18 protein-coding genes are annotated in these 21153 nt (G+C 70.3%); all 18 read left to right on the top strand.

What is annotated here, in order from left to right; all coding sequences use genetic code 11:
* Window positions 1–11 precede the first annotated feature (11 nt).
* The 18 genes from aroC (at window position 12) to pyrF (ending at window position 21152) form a co-directional block, all read left to right on the top strand.
* Complete coding sequence (aroC, locus tag C9992_RS01945; protein WP_106813908.1) at window positions 12–1241, top strand: chorismate synthase; 1230 nt, start codon at window positions 12–14, stop codon at window positions 1239–1241.
* Window positions 1225–1770, top strand: a complete 546-nt coding sequence (locus C9992_RS01940; protein ID WP_106813907.1) for a shikimate kinase — start codon at window positions 1225–1227, stop codon at window positions 1768–1770. The genes aroC and C9992_RS01940 overlap by 17 nt, the downstream gene beginning before the upstream one ends.
* Window positions 1767–2843, top strand: coding sequence for a 3-dehydroquinate synthase (gene aroB, locus C9992_RS01935; RefSeq protein WP_106813906.1), 1077 nt, complete (start codon window positions 1767–1769; stop codon window positions 2841–2843). The genes C9992_RS01940 and aroB overlap by 4 nt, the downstream gene beginning before the upstream one ends.
* Window positions 2840–3382, top strand: coding sequence for a GNAT family N-acetyltransferase (locus C9992_RS01930; RefSeq protein ID WP_106813905.1), 543 nt, complete (start codon window positions 2840–2842; stop codon window positions 3380–3382). The genes aroB and C9992_RS01930 overlap by 4 nt, the downstream gene beginning before the upstream one ends.
* A gap of 69 nt (window positions 3383–3451) precedes the next feature.
* A complete protein-coding gene (locus C9992_RS01925; protein ID WP_106813904.1) occupies window positions 3452–5050 on the top strand; it encodes an MFS transporter in 1599 nt (532 codons plus the stop codon).
* Between the two features lie 20 nt (window positions 5051–5070).
* On the top strand, window positions 5071–5529 hold the full coding sequence (locus C9992_RS01920) for a type II 3-dehydroquinate dehydratase (protein ID WP_106813903.1): 459 nt from the start codon (window positions 5071–5073) through the stop codon (window positions 5527–5529).
* A 112-nt stretch (window positions 5530–5641) separates the two neighbouring features.
* Window positions 5642–6202 carry an elongation factor P gene (gene efp / locus C9992_RS01915; protein ID WP_106813902.1) on the top strand — a complete coding sequence of 187 codons (561 nt, stop codon included), beginning with the start codon at window positions 5642–5644 and terminating at the stop codon, window positions 6200–6202.
* 16 nt (window positions 6203–6218) lie between these two features.
* Window positions 6219–6629, top strand: a complete 411-nt coding sequence (gene nusB, locus C9992_RS01910; protein ID WP_106813901.1) for a transcription antitermination factor NusB — start codon at window positions 6219–6221, stop codon at window positions 6627–6629.
* 49 nt (window positions 6630–6678) lie between these two features.
* Window positions 6679–9930: a DEAD/DEAH box helicase gene (locus tag C9992_RS01905; RefSeq protein ID WP_235007918.1), complete on the top strand. Its 3252-nt coding sequence runs from the start codon at window positions 6679–6681 to the stop codon at window positions 9928–9930.
* Window positions 9931–10051: 121 nt separating this feature from the next.
* Entirely contained in the window at window positions 10052–11626 is a 1575-nt protein-coding gene (locus C9992_RS01900; RefSeq protein WP_106813899.1) for a Rieske 2Fe-2S domain-containing protein, read from the top strand.
* A gap of 166 nt (window positions 11627–11792) precedes the next feature.
* A complete protein-coding gene (locus C9992_RS01895) occupies window positions 11793–12329 on the top strand; it encodes a DoxX family membrane protein (protein WP_106813898.1) in 537 nt (178 codons plus the stop codon).
* A 117-nt stretch (window positions 12330–12446) separates the two neighbouring features.
* On the top strand, window positions 12447–12977 hold the full coding sequence (gene pyrR, locus C9992_RS01890; RefSeq protein WP_106813897.1) for a bifunctional pyr operon transcriptional regulator/uracil phosphoribosyltransferase PyrR: 531 nt from the start codon (window positions 12447–12449) through the stop codon (window positions 12975–12977).
* Window positions 12974–13984 (top strand): aspartate carbamoyltransferase catalytic subunit, encoded by a 1011-nt coding sequence (locus tag C9992_RS01885; protein WP_106813896.1) that lies wholly within the window; start codon window positions 12974–12976, stop codon window positions 13982–13984. The genes pyrR and C9992_RS01885 overlap by 4 nt, the downstream gene beginning before the upstream one ends.
* Complete coding sequence (locus C9992_RS01880; RefSeq protein ID WP_106813895.1) at window positions 13981–15291, top strand: dihydroorotase; 1311 nt, start codon at window positions 13981–13983, stop codon at window positions 15289–15291. Before C9992_RS01885 ends, C9992_RS01880 begins: the two co-directional genes overlap by 4 nt.
* Window positions 15288–15797, top strand: a complete 510-nt coding sequence (locus C9992_RS01875; protein ID WP_106813894.1) for a PH-like domain-containing protein — start codon at window positions 15288–15290, stop codon at window positions 15795–15797. Before C9992_RS01880 ends, C9992_RS01875 begins: the two co-directional genes overlap by 4 nt.
* Window positions 15794–17035: a glutamine-hydrolyzing carbamoyl-phosphate synthase small subunit gene (carA, locus tag C9992_RS01870; protein ID WP_235007917.1), complete on the top strand. Its 1242-nt coding sequence runs from the start codon at window positions 15794–15796 to the stop codon at window positions 17033–17035. The genes C9992_RS01875 and carA overlap by 4 nt, the downstream gene beginning before the upstream one ends.
* Entirely contained in the window at window positions 17035–20322 is a 3288-nt protein-coding gene (gene carB / locus C9992_RS01865; RefSeq protein WP_106813893.1) for a carbamoyl-phosphate synthase large subunit, read from the top strand. Before carA ends, carB begins: the two co-directional genes overlap by 1 nt.
* Window positions 20319–21152 (top strand): orotidine-5'-phosphate decarboxylase, encoded by an 834-nt coding sequence (gene pyrF / locus C9992_RS01860; protein ID WP_106813892.1) that lies wholly within the window; start codon window positions 20319–20321, stop codon window positions 21150–21152. The genes carB and pyrF overlap by 4 nt, the downstream gene beginning before the upstream one ends.
* The last annotated feature ends 1 nt before the right edge of the window (window position 21153 follow it).

Here is a 21153-nt window from a genome sequence, read left to right as displayed (position 1 = left end):
AGACTGGAGCAATGCTCCGCGTGCTCACGGCCGGCGAATCCCACGGCCCCGAACTCGTCGCCGTCATGGAGGGCCTGCCCGCAGGCGTGCCCGTCTCCCGCGCCGCGATCCAGGCGGATCTGGCGCGTCGCAAGCTGGGCTACGGCCGCGGCTCGCGGATGAAGTTCGAGGAGGACGAGCTGACGATCTCGGCGGGCGTGCGTCACGGCCTCTCGCTCGGCAGCCCCATCGCGCTGCGGATCGGCAACACGGAATGGCCCAAGTGGGTCGAGGTCATGAGCGCCGAGCCGGTCGAGCTCACCGAGAAGTCGCGCGGCCGCGGCGCCGCCCTCACCCGTCCCCGTCCCGGCCACGCGGACCTCGTCGGCATGCAGAAGTACGGGTTCGACGAGGCCCGGCCGATCCTCGAGCGCGCCAGCGCCCGCGAGACCGCTGCCCGCGTCGCCCTCGGCGCCGTCGCACGCGCCTTCCTCGGCGAGCTCGGCATCCGCCTGGTCAGCCACACGCTCTCCATCGGGCCGGTGCGGGTCCCCGACGGCGCGGCGCTGCCGACGCCGGACGACGTGGAGGCACTGGACGCCGACCCGCTGCGCTGCTTCGATCCCGCCACCAGCCAGGCGATGGTGGCGGAAGTGGACGACGCCCGCAAGGACGGCGACACCCTCGGCGGCATCGTCGAGGTCCTCGCGTACGGTCTGCCTCCGGGCCTCGGCTCCCACGTGCACTGGGACCGGCGCCTGGACGCGAAGCTCGCGCAAGCGCTCATGAGCATCCAGGCGATCAAGGGCGTGGAGGTCGGCGACGGGTTCGAGACCACCCGTCGACGCGGCTCCGCGGCGCACGACGAGCTGTTCGCCGCGCAGGAGGGCATCACCCGATCCAGTGACAGGGCCGGCGGCACCGAGGGCGGGATGTCGACCGGCACGGTGCTGCGCGTGCGCGCGGGAATGAAGCCCATCGCGACCGTTCCGCGAGCCCTGCGTACCGTCGACGTCGCCACCGGCGACACGGCGTCGGCCCACCACCAGCGCTCAGACGTGTGCGCGGTGCCGGCGGCCGGCGTGGTCGCCGAGGCCATGGTGGCCGTCGTTCTCGCCGATGTGGTGCTCGAGAAGTTCGGCGGCGACAGCATCGCAGAGACCCGCCGCAACCTCGAGGGCTACCTCGCCGCGATCCCCGACACGCTCCGCACCGCGTCCGAGAGCGACGCCGGCCTCGCCGCGCATGACCTCGCACTCTGAGGCCGTCGTGCTGATCGGTCCGATGGGGGCCGGCAAGACCAGCATCGGCCGGAAGGCGGCACGTGCCCTCGGCGTGCCGTTCTTCGACACCGACGCCGCCGTCGTGCGCGACCATGGGCCGATCGAGCGGATCTTCGCCGAGCATGGGGAACAGCACTTCCGCGCGCTGGAACGCGCCGCCGTCACCGCGGGCTTGGCCGCCGGCGGCATCGTGTCGCTGGGCGGCGGCGCGGTGATGGACCCCGACACACGAGCCGATCTCGCGGAGCACCGGGTCGTGCTCCTCACCGTCACGCCGCGCGTCGTGGCCGGACGCGTGCGCGACTCGAATCGGCCGCTGCTGGTCGGCGACGACGCGATCGCACGATGGACGGCCATCTACGAGCAGCGGCGGCCCGTCTACGAGGACCTCGCCGATGTGACGTTCGACACCTCGAGCGGCCCGCTGCAGGACGTCGTCGACGCCCTCGTGGCGTGGGTGCGCCGCGAGCGTTCCGGCGAACATCAACGCCAGGAGGACCACGCATGACCGATGCCACCACCATCACCGTCACCGGAGACGCGCGCTACGACATCACCGTGGGCCGAGGCATCCTCGCCTCGCTCGCCGAGGCCCTGCCCCCGGCGGCACGCAAAGTGCTGGTGATCCACCCGCCCACGCTGGCCGAGCAGGCCGAGCGGCTCAGGTCGCTGTTGACGGCCGACCGCGAGGTGCTGCTCGCCGAGATCCCCGACGCCGAGGCCGGCAAGCGGATCGAAGTCGCCGCGTTCTGCTGGCAGGTGATGGGCAAGGCCGATTTCACGCGCACCGACGCGGTCATCGGGTTCGGGGGCGGCGCCGTCACGGATCTCGCAGGGTTCGTCGCCGCCACCTGGCTGCGCGGCGTGGAGGTCGTCCAGGTGCCCACCACGGTCCTCGGCATGGTGGACGCCGCCGTCGGCGGCAAGACCGGGGTCAACACCGCGGAGGGCAAGAATCTGGTCGGGGCGTTCTGGGCGCCGCGCGCGGTCATCTGCGACCTCGACCTGCTCGAGACGCTGTCGCGCAACGAGCGGGTCGCCGGATTCGCCGAGGTGGTCAAGGCCGGTTTCATCTGGGCGCCCGAGATCCTCGAGCTCGTCGAGGCAGACCCCGAGAACGCGGTCGACCCGCACAGCGATGCCTTCCGCCGCGCCGTCGAGCTCGCCATCGACATGAAGGCCCGCGTCGTGGGGGAGGACCTTCGCGAGGCGGGGCTGCGCGAGATCCTCAACTACGGCCACACGCTGGGTCACGCCATCGAACACGCCGAGCGCTACCGCTGGCGCCACGGTGCCGCCATCTCGGTCGGGATGGTGTTCGCCGCCGAGCTCTCGCGCCTGGCAGGGCGGCTTCCGGATGCTGCCGCCCAGCGTCATCGCGATGTCCTCGAGTCGCTCGGTCTGCCCACGGGTTATCGGCCGGGCGCGTGGCCGCAGCTGCTGGCCACGATGCAGCGCGACAAGAAGAGCAGGGGCGGCATGCTCCGCTTCATCGTGCTGGACGACATCGCCAAGCCCACGGTGCTGCAGGCACCCGACGAGTCGCTGCTGTTCGCGGCGTATCAGGAAGTCGCCGGGTGACCGAGGGGATCGAGGTGCGCCGCGTCCGAGCGGACGAGTGGGAACGCGTCCGCGATCTCCGCATCGCGGCCGTCACCGATCCGAACGCGGCGATCGCGTTCCTCACCACCCCCGAGCAGGAGCGGGCGCACGACGAGGCGCACTGGCGCAAGCGCGCCGCCGACGCCGCCTCCGGAGACGCGACGGCGCAGCTGATCGCCGAAGCTGAGGGGGACTGGGTGGGCACGGCGACGGTCCTCGTACGGCCGGCAGGCACGACGGACCACACGGGGCGCACCGTCTACCACCGACGTGCCGATGTCGTAGGAGTCTTCGTGCGGGCGGACCACCGAGGACAGGGCGTCATCGATGCGCTCCTGGACGCGGCGGCAGGCTGGACCGCTTCGCTCGGCCTGACGCGCCTCACCCTCGACGTCCACACGCAGAACACCCGCGCGCAGGCCGCCTACCGCCGCTGCGGTTTCGTGCCGACGGGTGTGACCTTCACCTCGACGATCGGTCCCGAGCTCGAGATGGCGCGCAGCCTTTCACCGCAATGAGGTGATGCACGCCGGGTGCGGGGACTGCCAGACTGACCAGGCCACCTACCCGTCGAACGGAGCCTGCGCATGACGACCAGTACCACACAGGCACCGGCTCGCGCCGGAGCGGTCCTGTCCACCCTCATCCTCGTCGCGGCCGTCGCCAACCTCCCGCTCTCGGTCGCCAACGTCGCGCTCCCCGACATCGGCAAGGCGTTCGACGCCTCCCAGACGCAGCTGAACCTGGTCGCCGTCGGCTACTCGCTGGGACTTGCCGCGTCGGTCCTGTGGCTCGGCGCCGTCGGTGACCGCTACGGCCGCAAGATGATGCTGCTGATCGGCGTGCTGCTGTCCCTGCCCGCCGGCATCGTGGCCGCCTTCGCGCCCACGATCGACATCCTCATCGCGGCCCGCATCGTCGGCGGTCTGGCTGCCGGCATGGCCTACCCGACGACGCTGGCGCTCATCACCGCGTTGTGGGCCGGTGCCGGACGCACCCGCGCGATCGCCCTCTGGTCGGCGATCGGCGGAGCAATCTCGGCGCTCGGCCCGCTGATGTCCGGCGTGCTGCTGGAGCACTTCCACTGGGGCTCGGTCTTCCTCCTGACGATCCCGCTCATCCTGGTCGCGATCCCACTGGTCATCAAGGTCGTGCCGAGCCACGTGAACGAGTCGACCGATCCGGTCGACAACCTCGGCGGGGTGCTTTCGGCGATCCTCGTCGGGGCACTGATCCTGGCCATCAACTTCGCCGCCGTCCCGAACGCGGGAACGCTCGTCCTCGGGCTGAGCGTGATCGGGCTGGCAGCGCTCGTCGCGTTCGTGATCCGCCAGCGCCGCGCGAGGAACCCGCTCTACGATCTGCGGATCGCCGCGCGACCGATCTTCTGGGTCGCCGCGTGCGCCGGCGTCATCGTCTTCGGCGCTCTCATGGGGGCGATGTTCATCGGTCAGCAGTACCTGCAGAACGTCCTCGGATACTCGACGCTCGAGTCCGGATTCGCGATCCTGCCGGCAGCGGTCTTCATGGTGCTGCTCGCGCCACGATCGGCGAAGCTCGTCGAAGCGCGGGGTGCCCGCTTCACGCTGCTGCTGGGGTACGCGGCAGTGCTGCTCGGATTCCTCACGATGCTCCTGCTGTGGACGAGCAACGCCGGCTACTGGGCCGTCGGTCTCGGCTACGCCTTCGTCGGCGCGGGCGTGGGTCTGGCGGGGACGCCCGCCTCGCACTCGCTCACCGGCGCCGTCCCGGTCAGGCGCGCGGGCATGGCATCCGGCACCGCGGATCTGCAGCGCGACCTCGGCGGCGCCGTCATGCAGTCGATCCTCGGCGCGCTGCTCACCGCCGGGTACGCCGCCTCGGCGAACCAGCTCATCGGCGAGTCGCCGAGCGCCGACCAGGTGACCGCATCGATGCAGAGCCAGCTGACCAAGTCGTTCGCCAGCGCGTCGGACCTCGCCGAGCAGTACCCGCAGTACTCGGACGCGATCATCACCGCGGCCCGCGAGTCGTTCGAGCAGGGGCAGACGTGGGCGTACCTCGCGGGCGTCATCGCGGTGCTCGTCGGCGGCATCCTCGTCTTCTTCGCCTTCCCGAAGTTCGCCCGCGAGAAGGAGCTGCTGGCCCAGTACCGCGCCGAGGACGAGTCCGACCAGCCGCGGGACGACACCCCGGTGACCGCTTGAGGCGGCGATAGGGTGGGCGGGTGAGCACGCCCCGTCGCCTCCTTCTCGTCAACGGCCCGAACCTGAATCTCCTGGGCACACGGGAACCCGACATCTACGGGACCCAGACCCTCGCCGACGTGGAGGCCGTCGCGACGGGTGCCGCTGCCCGGCGCGGCTTCGAGGTGCGCGCCGTGCAGAGCAACCACGAGGGCGTCCTGCTGGATGCCATCCACGCGGCGCGCGAGGACTGCGCCGGCATCGTCATCAACCCCGGCGGACTGGCCCACACCTCCGTGGTGCTGCGCGATGCGCTCTCGGGGGTCGCGCTGCCGGTCGCCGAGGTGCACATCTCGGACGTGCGCGCTCGCGAGGAGTTCCGGCACCACTCGTACGTGGCCGATGTCGCGGTGGTCCACGTGACCGGCGAAGGCGTCGCCGGGTACGCGACCGCCGTCGCCCGCCTCATCGACGTCCTCAGCGGACAGGCCGAGGGCTGAGGAATCGGCCCGAGACCAGGCATCCCGTAGAATCGAACGTCGGCGCTCGCGCCGCCCCCCTGCGCGCGGCCACGACCGCCTTTCCCCTTCAACGAAACGGACCCGCACCCTCATGGCATCCACCGCAGACATCAAGAACGGCGTCGTCCTCAACATCGACGGTCAGCTCTGGAGCGTCGTGGAGTTCCAGCACGTCAAGCCCGGAAAGGGCGGCGCGTTCGTCCGCACCAAGCTCAAGAACGTCGTGACGGGCAAGGTCGTCGACAAGACCTACAACGCCGGCGCGAAGATCGAGATCGAGAACGTCGATCGCCGGGACTTCACCTACCTCTACAGCGACGGTGACGGCTTCGTGTTCATGGACACGACCGACTACGACCAGATCACGGTGCCGGCGGCGACCGTCGGGGACGCGAAGAACTTCCTCCTCGAGAACCAGCAGGTCACGATCGCGCTGAACAACGGTAATCCGCTGTACATCGACCTGCCGGCCTCGGTGGTCCTCGAGATCACGTACACCGAACCGGGCCTGCAGGGCGACCGCTCGTCGGCGGGCACCAAGCCCGCGACGGTCGAGACCGGATACGAGATCCAGGTGCCGCTGTTCCTCGAGACGGGCACGAAGGTGAAGGTCGACACCCGCACGGGCGACTACCTCGGTCGCGTCAACTGACCAGCGGCGCCGATCGATGAGTGCCCGCACGAAGGCGCGCAAGCGCGCGCTCGACATCCTCTTCCAGGCGGACGTCCGCGGCGACCAGCCGGCGACGATCCTCGCCGCCGAAGCGAAGCGCGCGGCCGGAGAGCCTGCCCGCCAGGCGTCCTGGCTGTACGCCCGCGAGATCGTCGACGGCGTGATCGACAACCAGGACGCGATCGACGAGCAGATCACGACGTTCGCCAAGGACTGGTCGCTGGCGCGCATGCCCGCGGTCGACCGCGCGGTGCTGCGGATCGCGACCTGGGAACTGCTCTACAACGACGAGGTGCCCGCCGCGGTGGCCATCGATGAGGCCGTCGAGCTCGCCAAGGAGTTCTCGACCGACGACTCGGGTGCGTTCGTCCACGGAGTCCTGGCACGCATCGCTCGCGCCTCCTGACCGCGTCGGAGCATCCGGCCTGTCGGCGATGATGGCCAGGATGGATGCCGTGACCGCTCCCTTCGTCGATCCCGCGCACCTGCGCGCCCTCACCGACAGCGGGTCGTTCGAGCGAGGACGGGCGTACTTCGACGACGGTGCCGTGGTGCAGCTGCACTGGGACGCGCACGCGTCGGTGGTGGAGTCCGCCGTGACCGGCAGCGGCGGACGCACGTATCGCTGCAGGATCCGCCTGGACCCGCAGCGCCCGGAGCGACCCATCGCCGCCACATCCTGCACCTGCCCGGTGCAGTTCGACTGCAAACACACGGTCGCCACCCTGCTGGAGAGCAACCGGATCGCGGTGACGGCACCCGGCGCCGCGACCAGGTCGTGGCGCGAGGTGCTGATGCCGGCAGCCCTGCCGCCGCGCGACCGCATGCCGCTGGCCCTGGGGGTGGAGCTGCGCCAGCGCGTCCGACGCGGCGCCTCCACGTGGGCGCCCGCACGGATCGAGTCGGCATCCCCGCGCAGCCTGCACCAGCACGGCGAAGACATCCTCGTCGGCCTGCGCCCCCTGGAGCGCTCCTCACGCTCCGACGCATGGATCAAGGGCGGCGTCTCGTGGGATGCCCTCCGGCGTCCCACGACCGCCTACGACCCCGAACAGGCGCGATGGTTCGCCGAGCTCCACAGCATCGGCCGCGACGTGCGTTCGTTCGGGAGCTTCTCCGATGTCTCGGAGTGGCTCACCCTCGACGACATCGCCTCGACACTGCTCTGGCCGCACCTGGCGGCCGGCGCGGGCCTCGGCATCCCGATCGTGGCGACCAAACGCGGTGCCACCGTGGTGCTCGCGACGAGCGCGACCGCCGCGGTGCGGGCGCGGCGGGCCGGCGGCGCCGTCGAGATCGCACCCGTGGTGACCATCGACGGTGAGCACGCGGACGCCGGATCCGTGCGTCCCGTTTCGCGTACCGGCGTCTACCGGTTCCAGGTGGCCCGCGATCGGATCCACCTGACGCTCGCGCCGGCAGTGCTGCCCGACCCGCTTCCCGCTCTGCTGGCGACGCGGGAGACGGTCACCATCCCGGCCGAGGAGGCCGACGAGTTCCTGCACGACCACCTGCCGCGCATCGCACGTCGCGTCCCCTTGGAGGCACCCGGCCTGACGATCGCGCCGGCACCGTCGCCGGTGCTCGTGATGCTCGTGCGGTTCGAGCCGAACCACCGGCTGGTCTACGCCCTGTCGTGGCGGTACGGCCCCGGCGATCTGCTCCCGTTCGACACCGGTGACGACGAGCGCGACTCCGCGGCCGAAGGACTGATCCGGTCACGCCTGGACGCCCGCTGGCAGGAGCTCGCCCCCGTCGCGTTCGCATCGTCGGGCACGCTCTCGGGGATCGACGCGGCCGAGTTCGCCGCGCGGCTGCTGCCGGCTCTCGAACTCGATCCCGACATCGCGGTCGAGATCTCGGGCGAGCGCCCCCGGTATCGCGAACTCGCCGGCGACCCGCGCATCGAGATTTCGACCGTCGAGACGGGCGACCCGGACTGGTTCGACCTCGGTGTCGTCGTCACCATCGACGGGCGGCGGGTCCCGTTCGGCACGCTGTTCACCGCTCTGTCGCGCGGACGCAAGAAGATCCTGCTGAGTGACGGCGCGTACTTCTCGCTCGGGCATCCCGCACTCACGCGGCTTCGCGACCTGATCGACGAGGCGGGGGACCTGGCGGAGTGGGAGACGGGGCCGCGCATCAGCCGCTACCAGACCGCTCTGTGGGCGGACTTCGAGGATCTCGCGGACGAGGCCGAGCCCGCACGGGCATGGCGTTCCACGGTCCAGGCGCTGCGCGACGCGGACGGCGTGCCGGCCGCACCGGTCCCGTCGACGCTGCGGGCCGAGCTGCGCCCGTACCAGCGCGCGGGGTTCGAGTGGCTCGCGTTCCTGTGGAATCACCGGCTGGGCGGCATCCTGGCCGACGACATGGGACTGGGCAAGACGCTGCAGCTGCTCGCTCTCATCGCACACGCACGCCAATCCGGCGAAAGCCGCCCGTTCCTCGTCGTGGCGCCCACGTCGGTGCTGTCCACGTGGCGCAGCGAGGCCGCGCGATTCACCCCCGATCTGCGCGTCGCGGTCGTCGACGCGACGCGCAGCAGACGCGGAGCGAGGGTGTCGGATGCCGCAGCCGACGCCGACATCGTCGTCACGTCGTACACACTGCTGCGCCTGGAAGCGGACGAGTTCTCGGCCGTTGCGTGGGCGGGTCTCATTCTGGACGAGGCGCAGTTCGTCAAGAACAGCCAGACCAAGGCGTACCGCGCCGCGCGGGACCTGCCCGCCGAGGTCGTCTTCGCCGTCACGGGCACACCCCTGGAGAACAGCCTCACCGAACTGTGGGCACTGCTGTCTCTGGCGGCCCCGGGACTCTTCCCGTCCTCGCGACGATTCCGCGAGGAGTACGTCGGCCCGATCGAGAAGGGCAAGGTCCCGGAGAATCAGGAGGGCGGGGCGTACCGCGCCGCGCGCCTGGACCGGCTGCGCCGACGCATCCGTCCGCTCGTCCTGCGCCGGACCAAGGACCTCGTCGCGGCGGAGCTTCCGGCCAAGCAGGAGCAGGAGGTGCGTGTCGAGCTGGGCGCCGCGCACCGCGCGCTGTACGACACGGTGCTGCAGCGAGAGCGGCAGAAGGTGCTGGGGCTGCTGGACGACCTCGACCGCAACCGCTTCATCGTGTTCCGATCGCTGACGCTCCTGCGCCTGTTGAGCCTTGCCCCCGAACTCGTGGACCCCGACCATTCCCACATCCCGCCGAGCAAGCTGGGCGCGTTGTTCGAGCAGCTGGACGAAGCGCTGGCGGAAGGCCATCGCGTCTTGGTCTTCAGCCAGTTCACGTCGTTCCTGGGTCTGGTCGCGGCCGGCCTCGCCGACCGCGGCATCCCGCACGCCTACCTGGACGGCTCCACCCGCGATCGCGACGCGGCCGTCACGGCGTTCCGCGGGGGAGCGGCGCCGGTGTTCCTGATCAGTCTGAAAGCGGGCGGCTTCGGCCTCACCCTCACCGAGGCCGACTACGTGTTCCTGCTCGACCCCTGGTGGAACCCGGCGGCCGAATCGCAGGCCGTCGATCGTGCGCACCGCATCGGCCAGCACCGCAGCGTGATGGTGTACCGACTCATCGCCGCCGGAACCATCGAGGAGAAGGTGATGGCGCTGCAGCAGCGCAAGGCGAGGCTCTTCCAGGCCGTGATGGACGACGACGCCCTGTTCGGGCAGGCACTGAGCGCCGAGGACATCCGAGGACTGTTCGACGAGTGATCCCGGCGCGGCCCGCGGCACCGCGACGGAGGCTGGGGATCGGGTGGGTGTCGAGCACGTCGCACGGCGACCGGATCGATCCCCGCCTAGAATCGTCTGGTTCGACCCAGGAGGACTCCCCATGCGCATCACGGGCCTCGGCCACGCCGGAATGTTCATCGAGACGGCGGGGGGCACCATCCTCTGCGACCCCGTGATCGGACCGACGTTCTTCGGTTCGTGGTTCCCCTTCCCCGACAACCGCGGGCTGGACTGGGAGCGCTTCGGCAAGGCGGACTTCCTGTACGTCTCGCATCGGCACCGCGACCACCTCGACCCGGCTCTGATGCACCGCTACATCCCGAAGGACATCAAGGTCCTGCTGCCCGAGTACCCGACCGACGATCTCGAGCAGGACCTCCGTGGGCTCGGTTATGACAACATCATCTACACCCAGGCAGGAGTGCCGCTCGAGTTCGGCGACCTGAAGGTCATGGTCACTCCGCTGCGTGCGCCCAGCGACGGCCCGATCGGCGACTCGTCGCTGAGCGTCGACGACGGGACGGCGAGCATCCTCAACCAGAACGACTCGCACCCCCTGGATCTGGAGAAGCTGATGTCGTTCTCCAAGCCCGAGGCGTACTTCACGCAGGTGTCGGGCGCGATCTGGTGGCCGATGGTCTACGACCTCCCGCAGGACGCCAAGCGCAATTTCGCCAAGCTGAAACGCGACGCCCAGAACAAGCGGGCGATGTACTACATCGAGAAGGTCGACGCCGAGCACGTCTTCCCGATGGCCGGCCCCCCGATGTTCCTGCGCGAGGAGCTGTTCAAGTACAACGGACAGGGCCTGGACGGCGACGCGATCTTCACCGACCAGCGGGAGTTCCTCGCCCACATGCGGGAGCTGCGCCCGCAGCAGAAGGCCTACGAATTCCTGCCGGGGACGGTCGTGGAGCTGAACGGCGGTGAGATCTCGGTCACGCAGACGCTCTACACCGAGGCCGAGATCGACCGCATCTTCGACGACAAGTGGGCCTACCTCGCCGAGCAGCGCGACAGCCGGCAGGACGAGATCCGGGCAGAGGAGGCGTCGCGGGCGCCCGTGCTCCCGCCCGACGAGATGCTCGCCGCGATCAAGGAATGGTGGGAGCCGCTGCTGCGGCGTGGACGCACCATCCGCAACGGGGTCGGCGGCAACGTGCGGTTCCGCATCGGAGACCTCGACATGGTGGTCGACTTCCCCAAGGCGAAGGTCCGCGAGTACGCCGGCGAGGAGTGCATCTACTGGTACACCATCCCGGCGGACCTCGTGTCCACGAACATCGCCGAGCACGAGATCGACTGGTCGAACTCGATCTTCCTGTCGATGCAGTTCGAGGTGGGGCGCAGCGGCAAGTTCAACGAGTTCCTGACCACGTTCCTCAAGTGCCTGTCGCGCGACCGCATCGAGTACGTCGAGAACTGGTACGCCGAGCAGACGGACCAGACGGAAGACGCCCAGCTGGGCGACTGGCTCGTGCAGCGCCGCTGCCCGCACCTGCGGGCCGACCTCACCAAGACCGGGAAGATCGAGGACGGCGTCCTGACGTGCTCCCTGCACGACTGGAAGTGGGATCTGGCCAGCGGCAAGTGCCTGACCAGCCAAGGCCATCCGATCCGGGCGTCGCAGGTGGAGGACGATCTCTTCCGCGCGGCGACGACGCCCGCCGCCTGACGAAGCGCCGTGGCATTGTAGGCATCCCACAACGACGTGCGCGTTGACCGCCCGACATGTGTATGACCGGCGTCAATCTGAGCGGCGGCGTATCACGGCGCGGCCCGATCGGGTCCTGATCACCGTGCCCGCCATGCGGGCGATCAGAACCCGAAGGAGTCACGCCATGACCACCGTTTCCGTCCGCGGCGCCGCCGGCGTCGTCCCCGCGTCCGCCCGCCGCCGTCAGCCGCGCAGCAGGATCATCGCCGCGCAGGCTCGCGCCGAAGCCGCGCTCAAGGCGTCGCTGCAGCGGTGGAGCATCCCGGCGCTGCGCATCGCACTGGGCGCCGTGTTCGCCGTGTTCGGCGCGCTGAAGCTGTTTCCCGGTGTCAGCCCTGTCGAAGCCCTCGTGAGCAGCACATGGGAGAAGCTCACGTTCGGTCTCGTGAGCGGACAGGCCGCCCTCGTCGCGACCGCCGTCATCGAGGTGACGGCCGGCCTGCTGCTCATCGCGGGCGGCGCCTTCGCACGCTTCGGACTCGTCGTGCTCGCCGCCGCGTTCGTCGGCATCCTGTCGCCGATCGTGCTGCTGCCCGGCGAGGTGTTCGGCCCTGCCGGCCCCACGCTGACCGGTCAGTACATCTTCAAGAACGTCGTGCTCATCGCCGCGGCGCTCGTGATCGCCTCGCGAGTGCTGCGCGGACCGTCACCGCGCAGCTGAGCGGGCGCGTCCGTACGGGCCGGTCCCCGATTGGGGACCGGCCCTGGCCGTGCCGTAGAGTGGAAGGCGATCAGCAACCTTTAACACCGTCCCGTGAGGCGGAGAAGGGAGCGGCGGATGAGCACGCGCACCGTGCTGCACGAGGCCGACATCGCACGGGCACTGACTCGGATCTCCCACGAGATCCTCGAGTCCAACAAGGGGCCCGACGGCCTGATCCTTCTGGGCATCCCGACCCGCGGTGTGACGCTCGCTCACCGCGTCGGCGCTCTCGTCGCTCAGTTCGGCGGCACCCCGGTGCCGGTCGGCGCGCTGGATGTCACGATGTACCGCGACGACCTGCACCGCAACCCGACCCGCGCGCCGCAGCCGACCGAGATCCCGCCGGGCGGCATCGACGGCAAGGTGGTCGTGCTGGTGGACGACGTGCTGTTCTCCGGCCGCAGCATCCGCGCCGCCCTCGATGCGCTGCAGGACATCGGCCGTCCCGCCGCCGTCCGCCTCGCGACGCTCGTCGACCGCGGCCACCGGGAGCTTCCGATCCGGCCCGACTTCGTCGGCAAGAACCTCCCCAGCGCCCGCGAGGAGCGCGTGAACGTGCGCCTGGCCGAGACGGACGGCGTCGAGGAGGTGACGATCGAGTCATGAGGCACCTGCTGGACACCAGGACGCTGGGCCGCGAGGACGCGCTGGCCATCCTCGATGTCGCCGAGGACATGGCCGACACCCAGCGCCGCGAGGTCAAGAAGCTCCCGACGCTGCGCGGCAAGACCGTCGTGAACCTCTTCTTCGAGGATTCCACGCGGACCCGGATCTCGTTCGAGGCCGCCGCCAAGCGCCTGTCGGCCGACGTCATCAACTTCTCCGCGAAGGGCTCGAGCGTCTCGAAGGGGGAGTCCCTCCAGGACACCGCCCAGACGCTGCAGGCCATGGGGGCCGACGCGGTGGTGATCCGTCACGGCGCCTCCGGCGCACCGCGGACCCTCGCCACCAGCGGGTGGATCACCGCGGGCGTCGTCAATGCCGGAGACGGCACCCACGAACACCCCACCCAGGCGCTGCTGGATGCCTTCACCATCCGCAAGCGCCGGTTCGGCGCCGACAGCCGCGGTCGTGATCTCGACGGCGTCGCCGTCACGATCGTGGGCGACATCCTGCACTCGCGAGTCGCGCGCTCGAACGTCTGGCTCCTGCACACCCTCGGAGCGCGGGTGACGCTCGTCGCCCCGCCCACCCTGGTGCCGCAGGACGTATCCGGCTGGCCCGTCGACGTCTGCTACGACCTCGACGAGGCGATCGCCGCGGGCCCCGACGCGCTGATGATGCTGCGCATCCAGCTGGAGCGCATGAACGCCGCGTATTTCCCCACTGAACGGGAGTATTCGCGCCGCTGGGGCCTGGACGCCCGCCGTCTGCAGGCGCTGGGTGCCGATAGCATTGTCATGCACCCCGGACCCATGAACCGGGGCCTGGAGATCTCCGCAGAAGCCGCGGACTCGCCCCGCTCGACGGTGCTCGAGCAGGTCGCGAACGGCGTCTCGGTGCGCATGGCCGCGCTCTACCTGCTGCTGGCGGGCGCGGAGCGCAGCACGGCCGAGACCACCCCTGCGACGGATGCCGCCGCGGAAGGCACAGCGAAGGAGAACACCCGATGAGCGAGACCCTTCTCTTCCGCGGAGCGCTCGTCGAGGGAACCGCGGGCGCCGACGTCATCGTCGCGGACGGCGTCATCAGCGAGATCGGCCAGGGGCTCAGCCGCGCCGGCGCCACCGTCGTGGACGCCGAAGGGCTCGTGCTGCTGCCGGGTCTGGTCGATCTGCACACGCACCTGCGCGAGCCCGGGTACGAGGCATCCGAGACCATCCTCACCGGATCGCGCGCCGCCGCCGCCGGCGGGTACGCGGCCGTGTTCGCGATGCCGAACACCTCTCCCGTCGCCGACACCGCCGGCGTGGTGGAGCAGGAACTGGCCCTCGGCGAGGCCGCAGGCTTCGTGACGGTCCAGCCCATCGGCGCGGTCACCGTCGGCCAGCGGGGCGAGCGCCTTGCCGAGCTGGGTGCGATGGCCGACTCGCGGGCGAGGGTGCGGGTCTTCAGCGACGACGGCTTCTGCGTGTGGGACCCGCTCATCATGCGCCGGGCGCTGGAGTACGTGAAGGCCTTCGACGGGGTGATCGCGCAGCACGCACAGGACCCGCGGCTGACCGAGGGCGCCCAGATGAACGAGGGCGCGGTGTCGGCCGAGCTGGGCCTGGCCGGGTGGCCCGCCGTCGCCGAGGAGTCGATCATCGCGCGCGACGTCCTGCTGGCCGAGCACGTCGGTTCACGCCTGCACGTGTGCCATCTCTCCACCGCAGGATCCGTGGAGATCATCCGGTGGGCCAAGAAGCGTGGTGTGAACGTGACCGCGGAGGTCACGCCTCACCACCTGCTCCTCACCGACGAGCTCGTGCGCGACTACGACGCCCGCTTCAAGGTGAACCCTCCGCTGCGTCGCGAAGAGGATGTCCTCGCCGTGAGGGAGGGGCTCGCCGACGGCACGATCGACATCGTCGCCACCGACCACGCCCCGCACCCCGCCGAGGCCAAGGCGTGCGAGTGGCACGCCGCCGCGAACGGCATGGTGGGCCTGGAGAGCGCGCTGCGCGTCGTGCAGCAGGCGATGGTCGACACGGGGCTCATCACGTGGGGCGACGTCGCGCGGATCATGTCGCGCGAGCCCGCCCGCATCGGCCGGCTGCACGGGCATGGCACACCGTTGACGGAGGGTCAGCCGGCATCCCTCGCGTTCTACGACCCGACTCCCCGTCGCACCTTCACCGCCGACGACCTCCGTGGCCGCAGCGTGAACTCGCCCTACCTCGGACGCGAGCTGCCGGGCGACGTCCGATGGACGCTCCACCGGGGCACCGTGACCGTCGCCGACGGCACCGTGCTGGACCGGCCGGGGGTTCGGGCATGAGCCGCGAGGGTGCGCTCACCGTCATCGTGGCGGTCGCCGTCGGCCTGCTTGCGCTGCTCGCGTGGGCGTGGTGGCGACGCACGCGGCGTGATGCGCGCTTCACCGCGCCCGTCGGCGAGGTGCCGCAGGGCGCACGGACCCTTTCGGCCTTCCCGGCGCTCTACGTCGCCACCACGCGCCACGACGAGCCGCTCGAGCGCCTGGCCATCGATGGGCTGGCGTTCCGCTCGCGAGCCGACGTCACCGTCACCGACGCCGGCGTGGCGCTCGACCTCACCGGACGGCCCCGGGTCTTCGTCGCCGCGGACCGCATCGACGGCGTCGGCCAGGCCAACGTGGCCATCGACCGCGTCGTCGAACGCGACGGCCTCGTGCGCGTGGCCTGGCGCCTCGACGACGGCACCGTCGTCGACTCCTACCTCCGACCCCAGGATGCCTCGGCCCGCGCCCTCGCCGACGCCGTGGCCGCCATCCTTCCCCCGAGACAGACGGGAACCCGCCCATGACCTCCCTCTTCCAGACCGATCCGGCCGTGCTCGTCCTCGAGGACGGAACCCGCCACACCGGCCGCGCCTACGGCGCGATCGGCACCACCCTCGGTGAGGTCGTCTTCGCCACCGGGATGACCGGCTACCAGGAGACGCTCACCGATCCGTCGTACGCCGGCCAGATCGTGCTGCAGACGGCGCCCCACATCGGCAACACCGGCATGAACGGGGAGGACCCCGAGTCCCGCCGGATCTGGGTGTCGGGCTACATCGTCCGCGACCCCTCCCGCGTGGTGTCCAACTGGCGTGCCGACCAGTCGCTGGACGACGCGCTCGTGCACGACGGCGTGGTGGGCATCAGCGGCATCGACACGCGCGCGGTGACCCGCCACATCCGTTCGGCCGGCAGCATGCGCGGCGGCATCTTCTCGGGTCCTGCCGCGGGGCTCGACCCCGAGGAGCAGCTCCGGCTGGTGCGGGAGGCGCCCGAGATGGCAGGGCTCAACCTCTCCGCCGAGGTCTCGGTTCCGGCCGCCCAGGTGACGCCCGCCACGACGGAGCGCATCGGCAACCTGGCCGTCCTCGACCTGGGCGTCAAGCAGGCGACGATCGACAATCTCGCCGCCCGCGGCTTCGACGTGCACGTGCTGCCGCAGGACGTGACGATCGAGCAGATCCGGGCGATCGACCCGGTGGCGGTGTTCTATTCGAACGGCCCCGGCGACCCGGCGGCCTCCGGCGACCACGTCGACCTGCTGCGTGGCGTTCTCGATGAGGGCCTGCCCTTCTTCGGGATCTGCTTCGGCAATCAGCTGCTGGGTCGCGCGCTCGGCCTGGGAACCTACAAGCTGCCGTTCGGCCACCGCGGCATCAACCAGCCGGTGCTCGACAAGTCGACCGGTCGCGTCGAGATCACCGCCCACAACCACGGCTTCGCCGTCGATGCCCCGCTCGAGGGCGCCTTCGACAGCCCCAACGGGTACGGCCGCATCGAGGTGAGCCACGTGGGGCTCAACGATCAGGTGGTCGAGGGGCTGCGCGCGCTGGACATCCCCGCGTTCTCGGTGCAGTACCATCCCGAGGCCGCCGCCGGCCCGCACGATGCCAACTACCTCTTCGACCGGTTCGCGGAGCTGGTGCGCCAGCACCAGCGAAGCAGGTTGAGCGAGCGCAGCGAGTCGGAACCCGGCGACCCGACGCGTTTCGACTCGCAAGCTCGCTCAACGACCGACGAGACCAAGAAGGACTCCGAGTAATGCCCAAGCGCGACGACATCGCCTCCGTCCTCGTCATCGGCTCCGGCCCGATCGTCATCGGCCAGGCCGCCGAGTTCGACTACTCCGGCACGCAGGCCTGCCGGGTGCTGCGCGATGAGGGGATCCGGGTGATCCTGGTCAACCCCAACCCGGCGACGATCATGACCGACCCGGACTTCGCCGACGCGACGTACATCGAGCCGATCACCCCCGAGGTGATCGAGACGATCCTCGCGAAGGAGAAGCCCGACGCGATCCTCCCGACCCTCGGCGGTCAGACGGCCCTCAACGCGGCGATGGCGCTGCACGATCGCGGCATCCTCGAGAAGTACGGGGTGGAGCTCATCGGCGCGAAGGTGGATGCCATACGCAAGGGTGAGGACCGTCAGATCTTCAAGGAGCTCGTGATCGAAGCGGGCGCCGACGTCGCGGCATCCGTGATCTGCCACTCCATGGAGGATCTGCTCGCCGGCGCCGAGAAGCTCGGCTACCCCCTGGTCGTGCGCCCGTCCTTCACGATGGGAGGCCTGGGCTCGGGTTTCGCGTACAACGAGGAGGATCTGCGGCGCATCGGCGGGGCGGGCCTGCACGACTCGCCGACGAGCGAGGTGCTGCTCGAGGAGTCGATCCTCGGGTGGAAGGAGTACGAGCTCGAGCTCATGCGCGACACCGCCGACAACACGGTGGTCGTGTGCTCCATCGAGAACGTGGACCCCGTCGGCGTGCACACGGGGGACTCGATCACCGTCGCGCCGGCGCTCACGCTCACCGACCGCGAGTACCAGCGGCTGCGCGACATCGGCATCGACATCATCCGCGCCGTGGGGGTCGACACCGGCGGCTGCAACATCCAGTTCGCCGTCGACCCGGCCAGCGGCCGCATCATCGTGATCGAGATGAACCCGCGGGTGTCGCGCTCGTCCGCCCTCGCCTCGAAGGCGACCGGCTTCCCGATCGCGAAGATCGCGGCGAAGCTGGCGATCGGCTACCGCCTCGACGAGATCCCCAACGACATCACGAAGGTCACGCCGGCCAGCTTCGAGCCGACGCTGGACTACATCGTCGTGAAGGTGCCGCGTTTCAACTTCGAGAAGTTCCCGGCCGCCGACACGACCCTCACCACCACCATGAAGTCGGTGGGCGAGGCGATGGCCATCGGCCGCAACTACGCCACCGCGCTGCAGAAGGCGCTGCGCTCCCTCGAGAAGCGCGGTTCCAGCTTCCACTGGGGCGACGAGGACCGCTCGGTGGAGGAGCTCCTCGAGATCGCCAAGACACCGACCGACGGCCGCATCGTGGTGCTGCAGCAGGCGCTGCGCAAGGGCGCGACGGTCCAGCAGGCGTTCGAGGCCACGAAGATCGACCCGTGGTTCCTCGATCAGATCGTGCTGATCAACGACGTGGCGGAGTTCGTGCGCCGGGCGGCGGAGCTGGATGCCGCGACCCTGCGCGTCGCGAAGGAGCATGGCTTCAGCGACGCCCAGATCGCGCAGCTGCGCGGCGACAGCGAGAGCCAGGTGCGGGGGATCCGCCACGGTCTCGGCATCCGCCCGGTCTACAAGACCGTCGACACCTGCGCGGGGGAGTTCCCGGCACTGACCCCGTACCACTACTCCAGCTACGACTTCGAGACCGAGGTCTCGGCCTCCGATCGCACCAAGGTCGTCATCATCGGGTCGGGGCCCAACCGCATCGGCCAGGGGGTCGAGTTCGACTACTCGTGCGTGCACGCGTCCTTCGCCCTGGCCGACGCGGGCTACGAGACCATCATGGTCAACTGCAACCCCGAGACGGTGTCGACCGACTACGACACCTCGGACCGCCTGTACTTCGAGCCGCTCACACTCGAGGACGTTCTGGAGGTCCTGCACGCGGAGGCGCAGTCCGGCCGGATCCTCGGCGTCATCTGCCAGCTCGGCGGGCAGACGCCGCTGGGCCTGGCCAAGGGCATCGAGGAGGCCGGGTACACGATCCTCGGCACGAAGCCGGCGGCGATCGACCTCGCCGAGGAGCGCGAGCTGTTCTCGCGCCTGCTGGACGATGCCGGACTGGTCGCCCCGCGCAACGGCACGGCGATCGACGTCGACGGCGCCGTGGCGGTGGCCGAGGAGATCGGCTATCCGGTGCTCGTGCGCCCCAGTTTCGTGCTCGGCGGCCGCGGCATGGAGATCGTGTACTCGACGGAGGCATTGCGCGACTACTTCGTGCGAGTGGCGGGGGAGGCGATCATCGGGCCCGGGCTGCCGCTGCTGGTCGATCGCTTCCTCGACGACGCCATCGAGCTCGACGTCGACGCGCTGTTCGACGGCGAGGAGCTCTACATCGGCGGCGTCATGGAGCACCTCGAGGAGGCCGGCATCCATTCCGGCGACTCGTCGTGCACGCTCCCGCCGGTGAGCCTCGGCCGCACCGACATCGACCGCGTGCGCGAGGCCACGCTCGCCATCGCCGAGGGAGTGGGGGTGCGCGGGCTCCTCAACGTGCAGTTCGCGATCTCGGCCGGCGTGCTCTACGTCATCGAGGCGAACCCGCGCGCGAGCCGCACCGTCCCCTTCGTCTCCAAGGCGCTGGGCATCCCGCTCGCGAAGGCGGCATCGCGCATCATGGCAGGTGCCACCGTCGCCGAGCTGAAGGCCGAGGGGCTGCTGCCCGAGCGTGACGGCTCCCGGGTGCCGCTGGACGCGCCGGTGGCGGTCAAGGAGGCGGTGCTGCCCTTCAAGCGGTTCCGCACGGCCGAGGGGCAGACCGTGGATTCGGTGCTGGGCCCCGAGATGCGCTCCACCGGGGAGGTCATGGGCATCGACCGGGACTTCCCGACGGCGTTCGCCAAGTCGCAGGAGGCCGCGTACGGCGGGATGCCGCAGTCCGGCACCGTCTTCATCTCGGTCGCCGACAGCGACAAGCGCGCGGTGATCCTTCCCGCCCATCGCCTGCAGGAGCTCGGCTTCGACCTCGTCGCCACCGAGGGCACCGCCGAGATCCTCGCCCGCAACGGCATCGACGTGAACGTCGTGAGCAAGTACTCCGAGACGCAGGACTCGGGCGGCACCAACATCGTCGACCTCATCAACGCCGGTGAGATCGACATCGTGGTGAACACCCCGTCCGGTGGGGCCGCACGCGCCGACGGGTATGAGATCCGGGCGGCGGCCGTCGCGGGCGACAAGGCGCTGTTCACCACGATGGCGGTGCTCGGCGCTGCAGTCAGCGCCCTGCCCGTGCTGCGGGAGGGATTCGATGTGAAGAGCCTGCAGGAGTACGCGCTGGAGCGGCAGGACCGAGGATGACGTCATTCGGCGAGCGGATCCGCGCCGCGCTCACGACGCACGGGCAGCTGTGCGTCGGCATCGATCCGCATGTCCCGCTGCTGGAGGAGTGGGGGCTGGATGCCTCGGGGCGCGCGGCGCGGGAGTTCGGGCTGCGCGTGGTGGACGCCTGCGCGGGCCGTGTGGGCGTGGTCAAGCCTCAGGTGTCGTTCTTCGAGCGCTACGGTTCAGCGGGCATCGCTGCGCTCGAGGACGTTCTCGCGGCGGCGCGCGCGGCCGGCCTCATCGTGATCGCCGACGCCAAGCGCGGTGACATCGGATCCACGATGGACGCCTACGCCGAGGCGTGGCTGACACCGGGATCGCCGCTGGAGGCGGACGCGATGACAGCCAATCCGTTCCTGGGCACGGGAACCCTCGACGGCACCTTCGCCCTCGCCGAGGCGAGCGGCAAGGGCGTGTTCGTTCTCGCCGCGACGAGCAATCCGGATGCGTTCACGGCTCAGCGTGCCAGGCTGGAGGACGGCGCGACGGTCTCCGCCGGCATCGTGCGCGAGGTGTCGGCACGCAACGCGGCCACGACGCCCGAGGGCCGGTGGGGCAGCCTCGGCTTCGTCATCGGCGGCACGGTGGACTGGGCCCAGGCGGGGCTGACGGCGTTCTCGCCGGTCGCTCCGATCCTCGCCCCGGGCTTCGGTCATCAGGGAGCGGAACCGCATCACCTCGGTGAGCGCTTCGGTGACATGGGGCAAGCGGTGATAGCGTCGGAGAGCCGCAGCATCCTGGCTGCCGGACCCGACCGGCTCGCCGCGCGCATCACTGAGCGCGCCCTTCTCTACCGTGGTGATTGAC

Source organism: Microbacterium timonense (assembly GCF_900292075.1).
In the GTDB taxonomy this organism is placed as follows: Bacteria; Actinomycetota; Actinomycetes; order Actinomycetales; family Microbacteriaceae; genus Microbacterium; species Microbacterium timonense.
The sequence above is the reverse complement of the archived record's forward strand: the minus strand, read 5'-3'. Positions and strand labels throughout refer to the sequence as shown.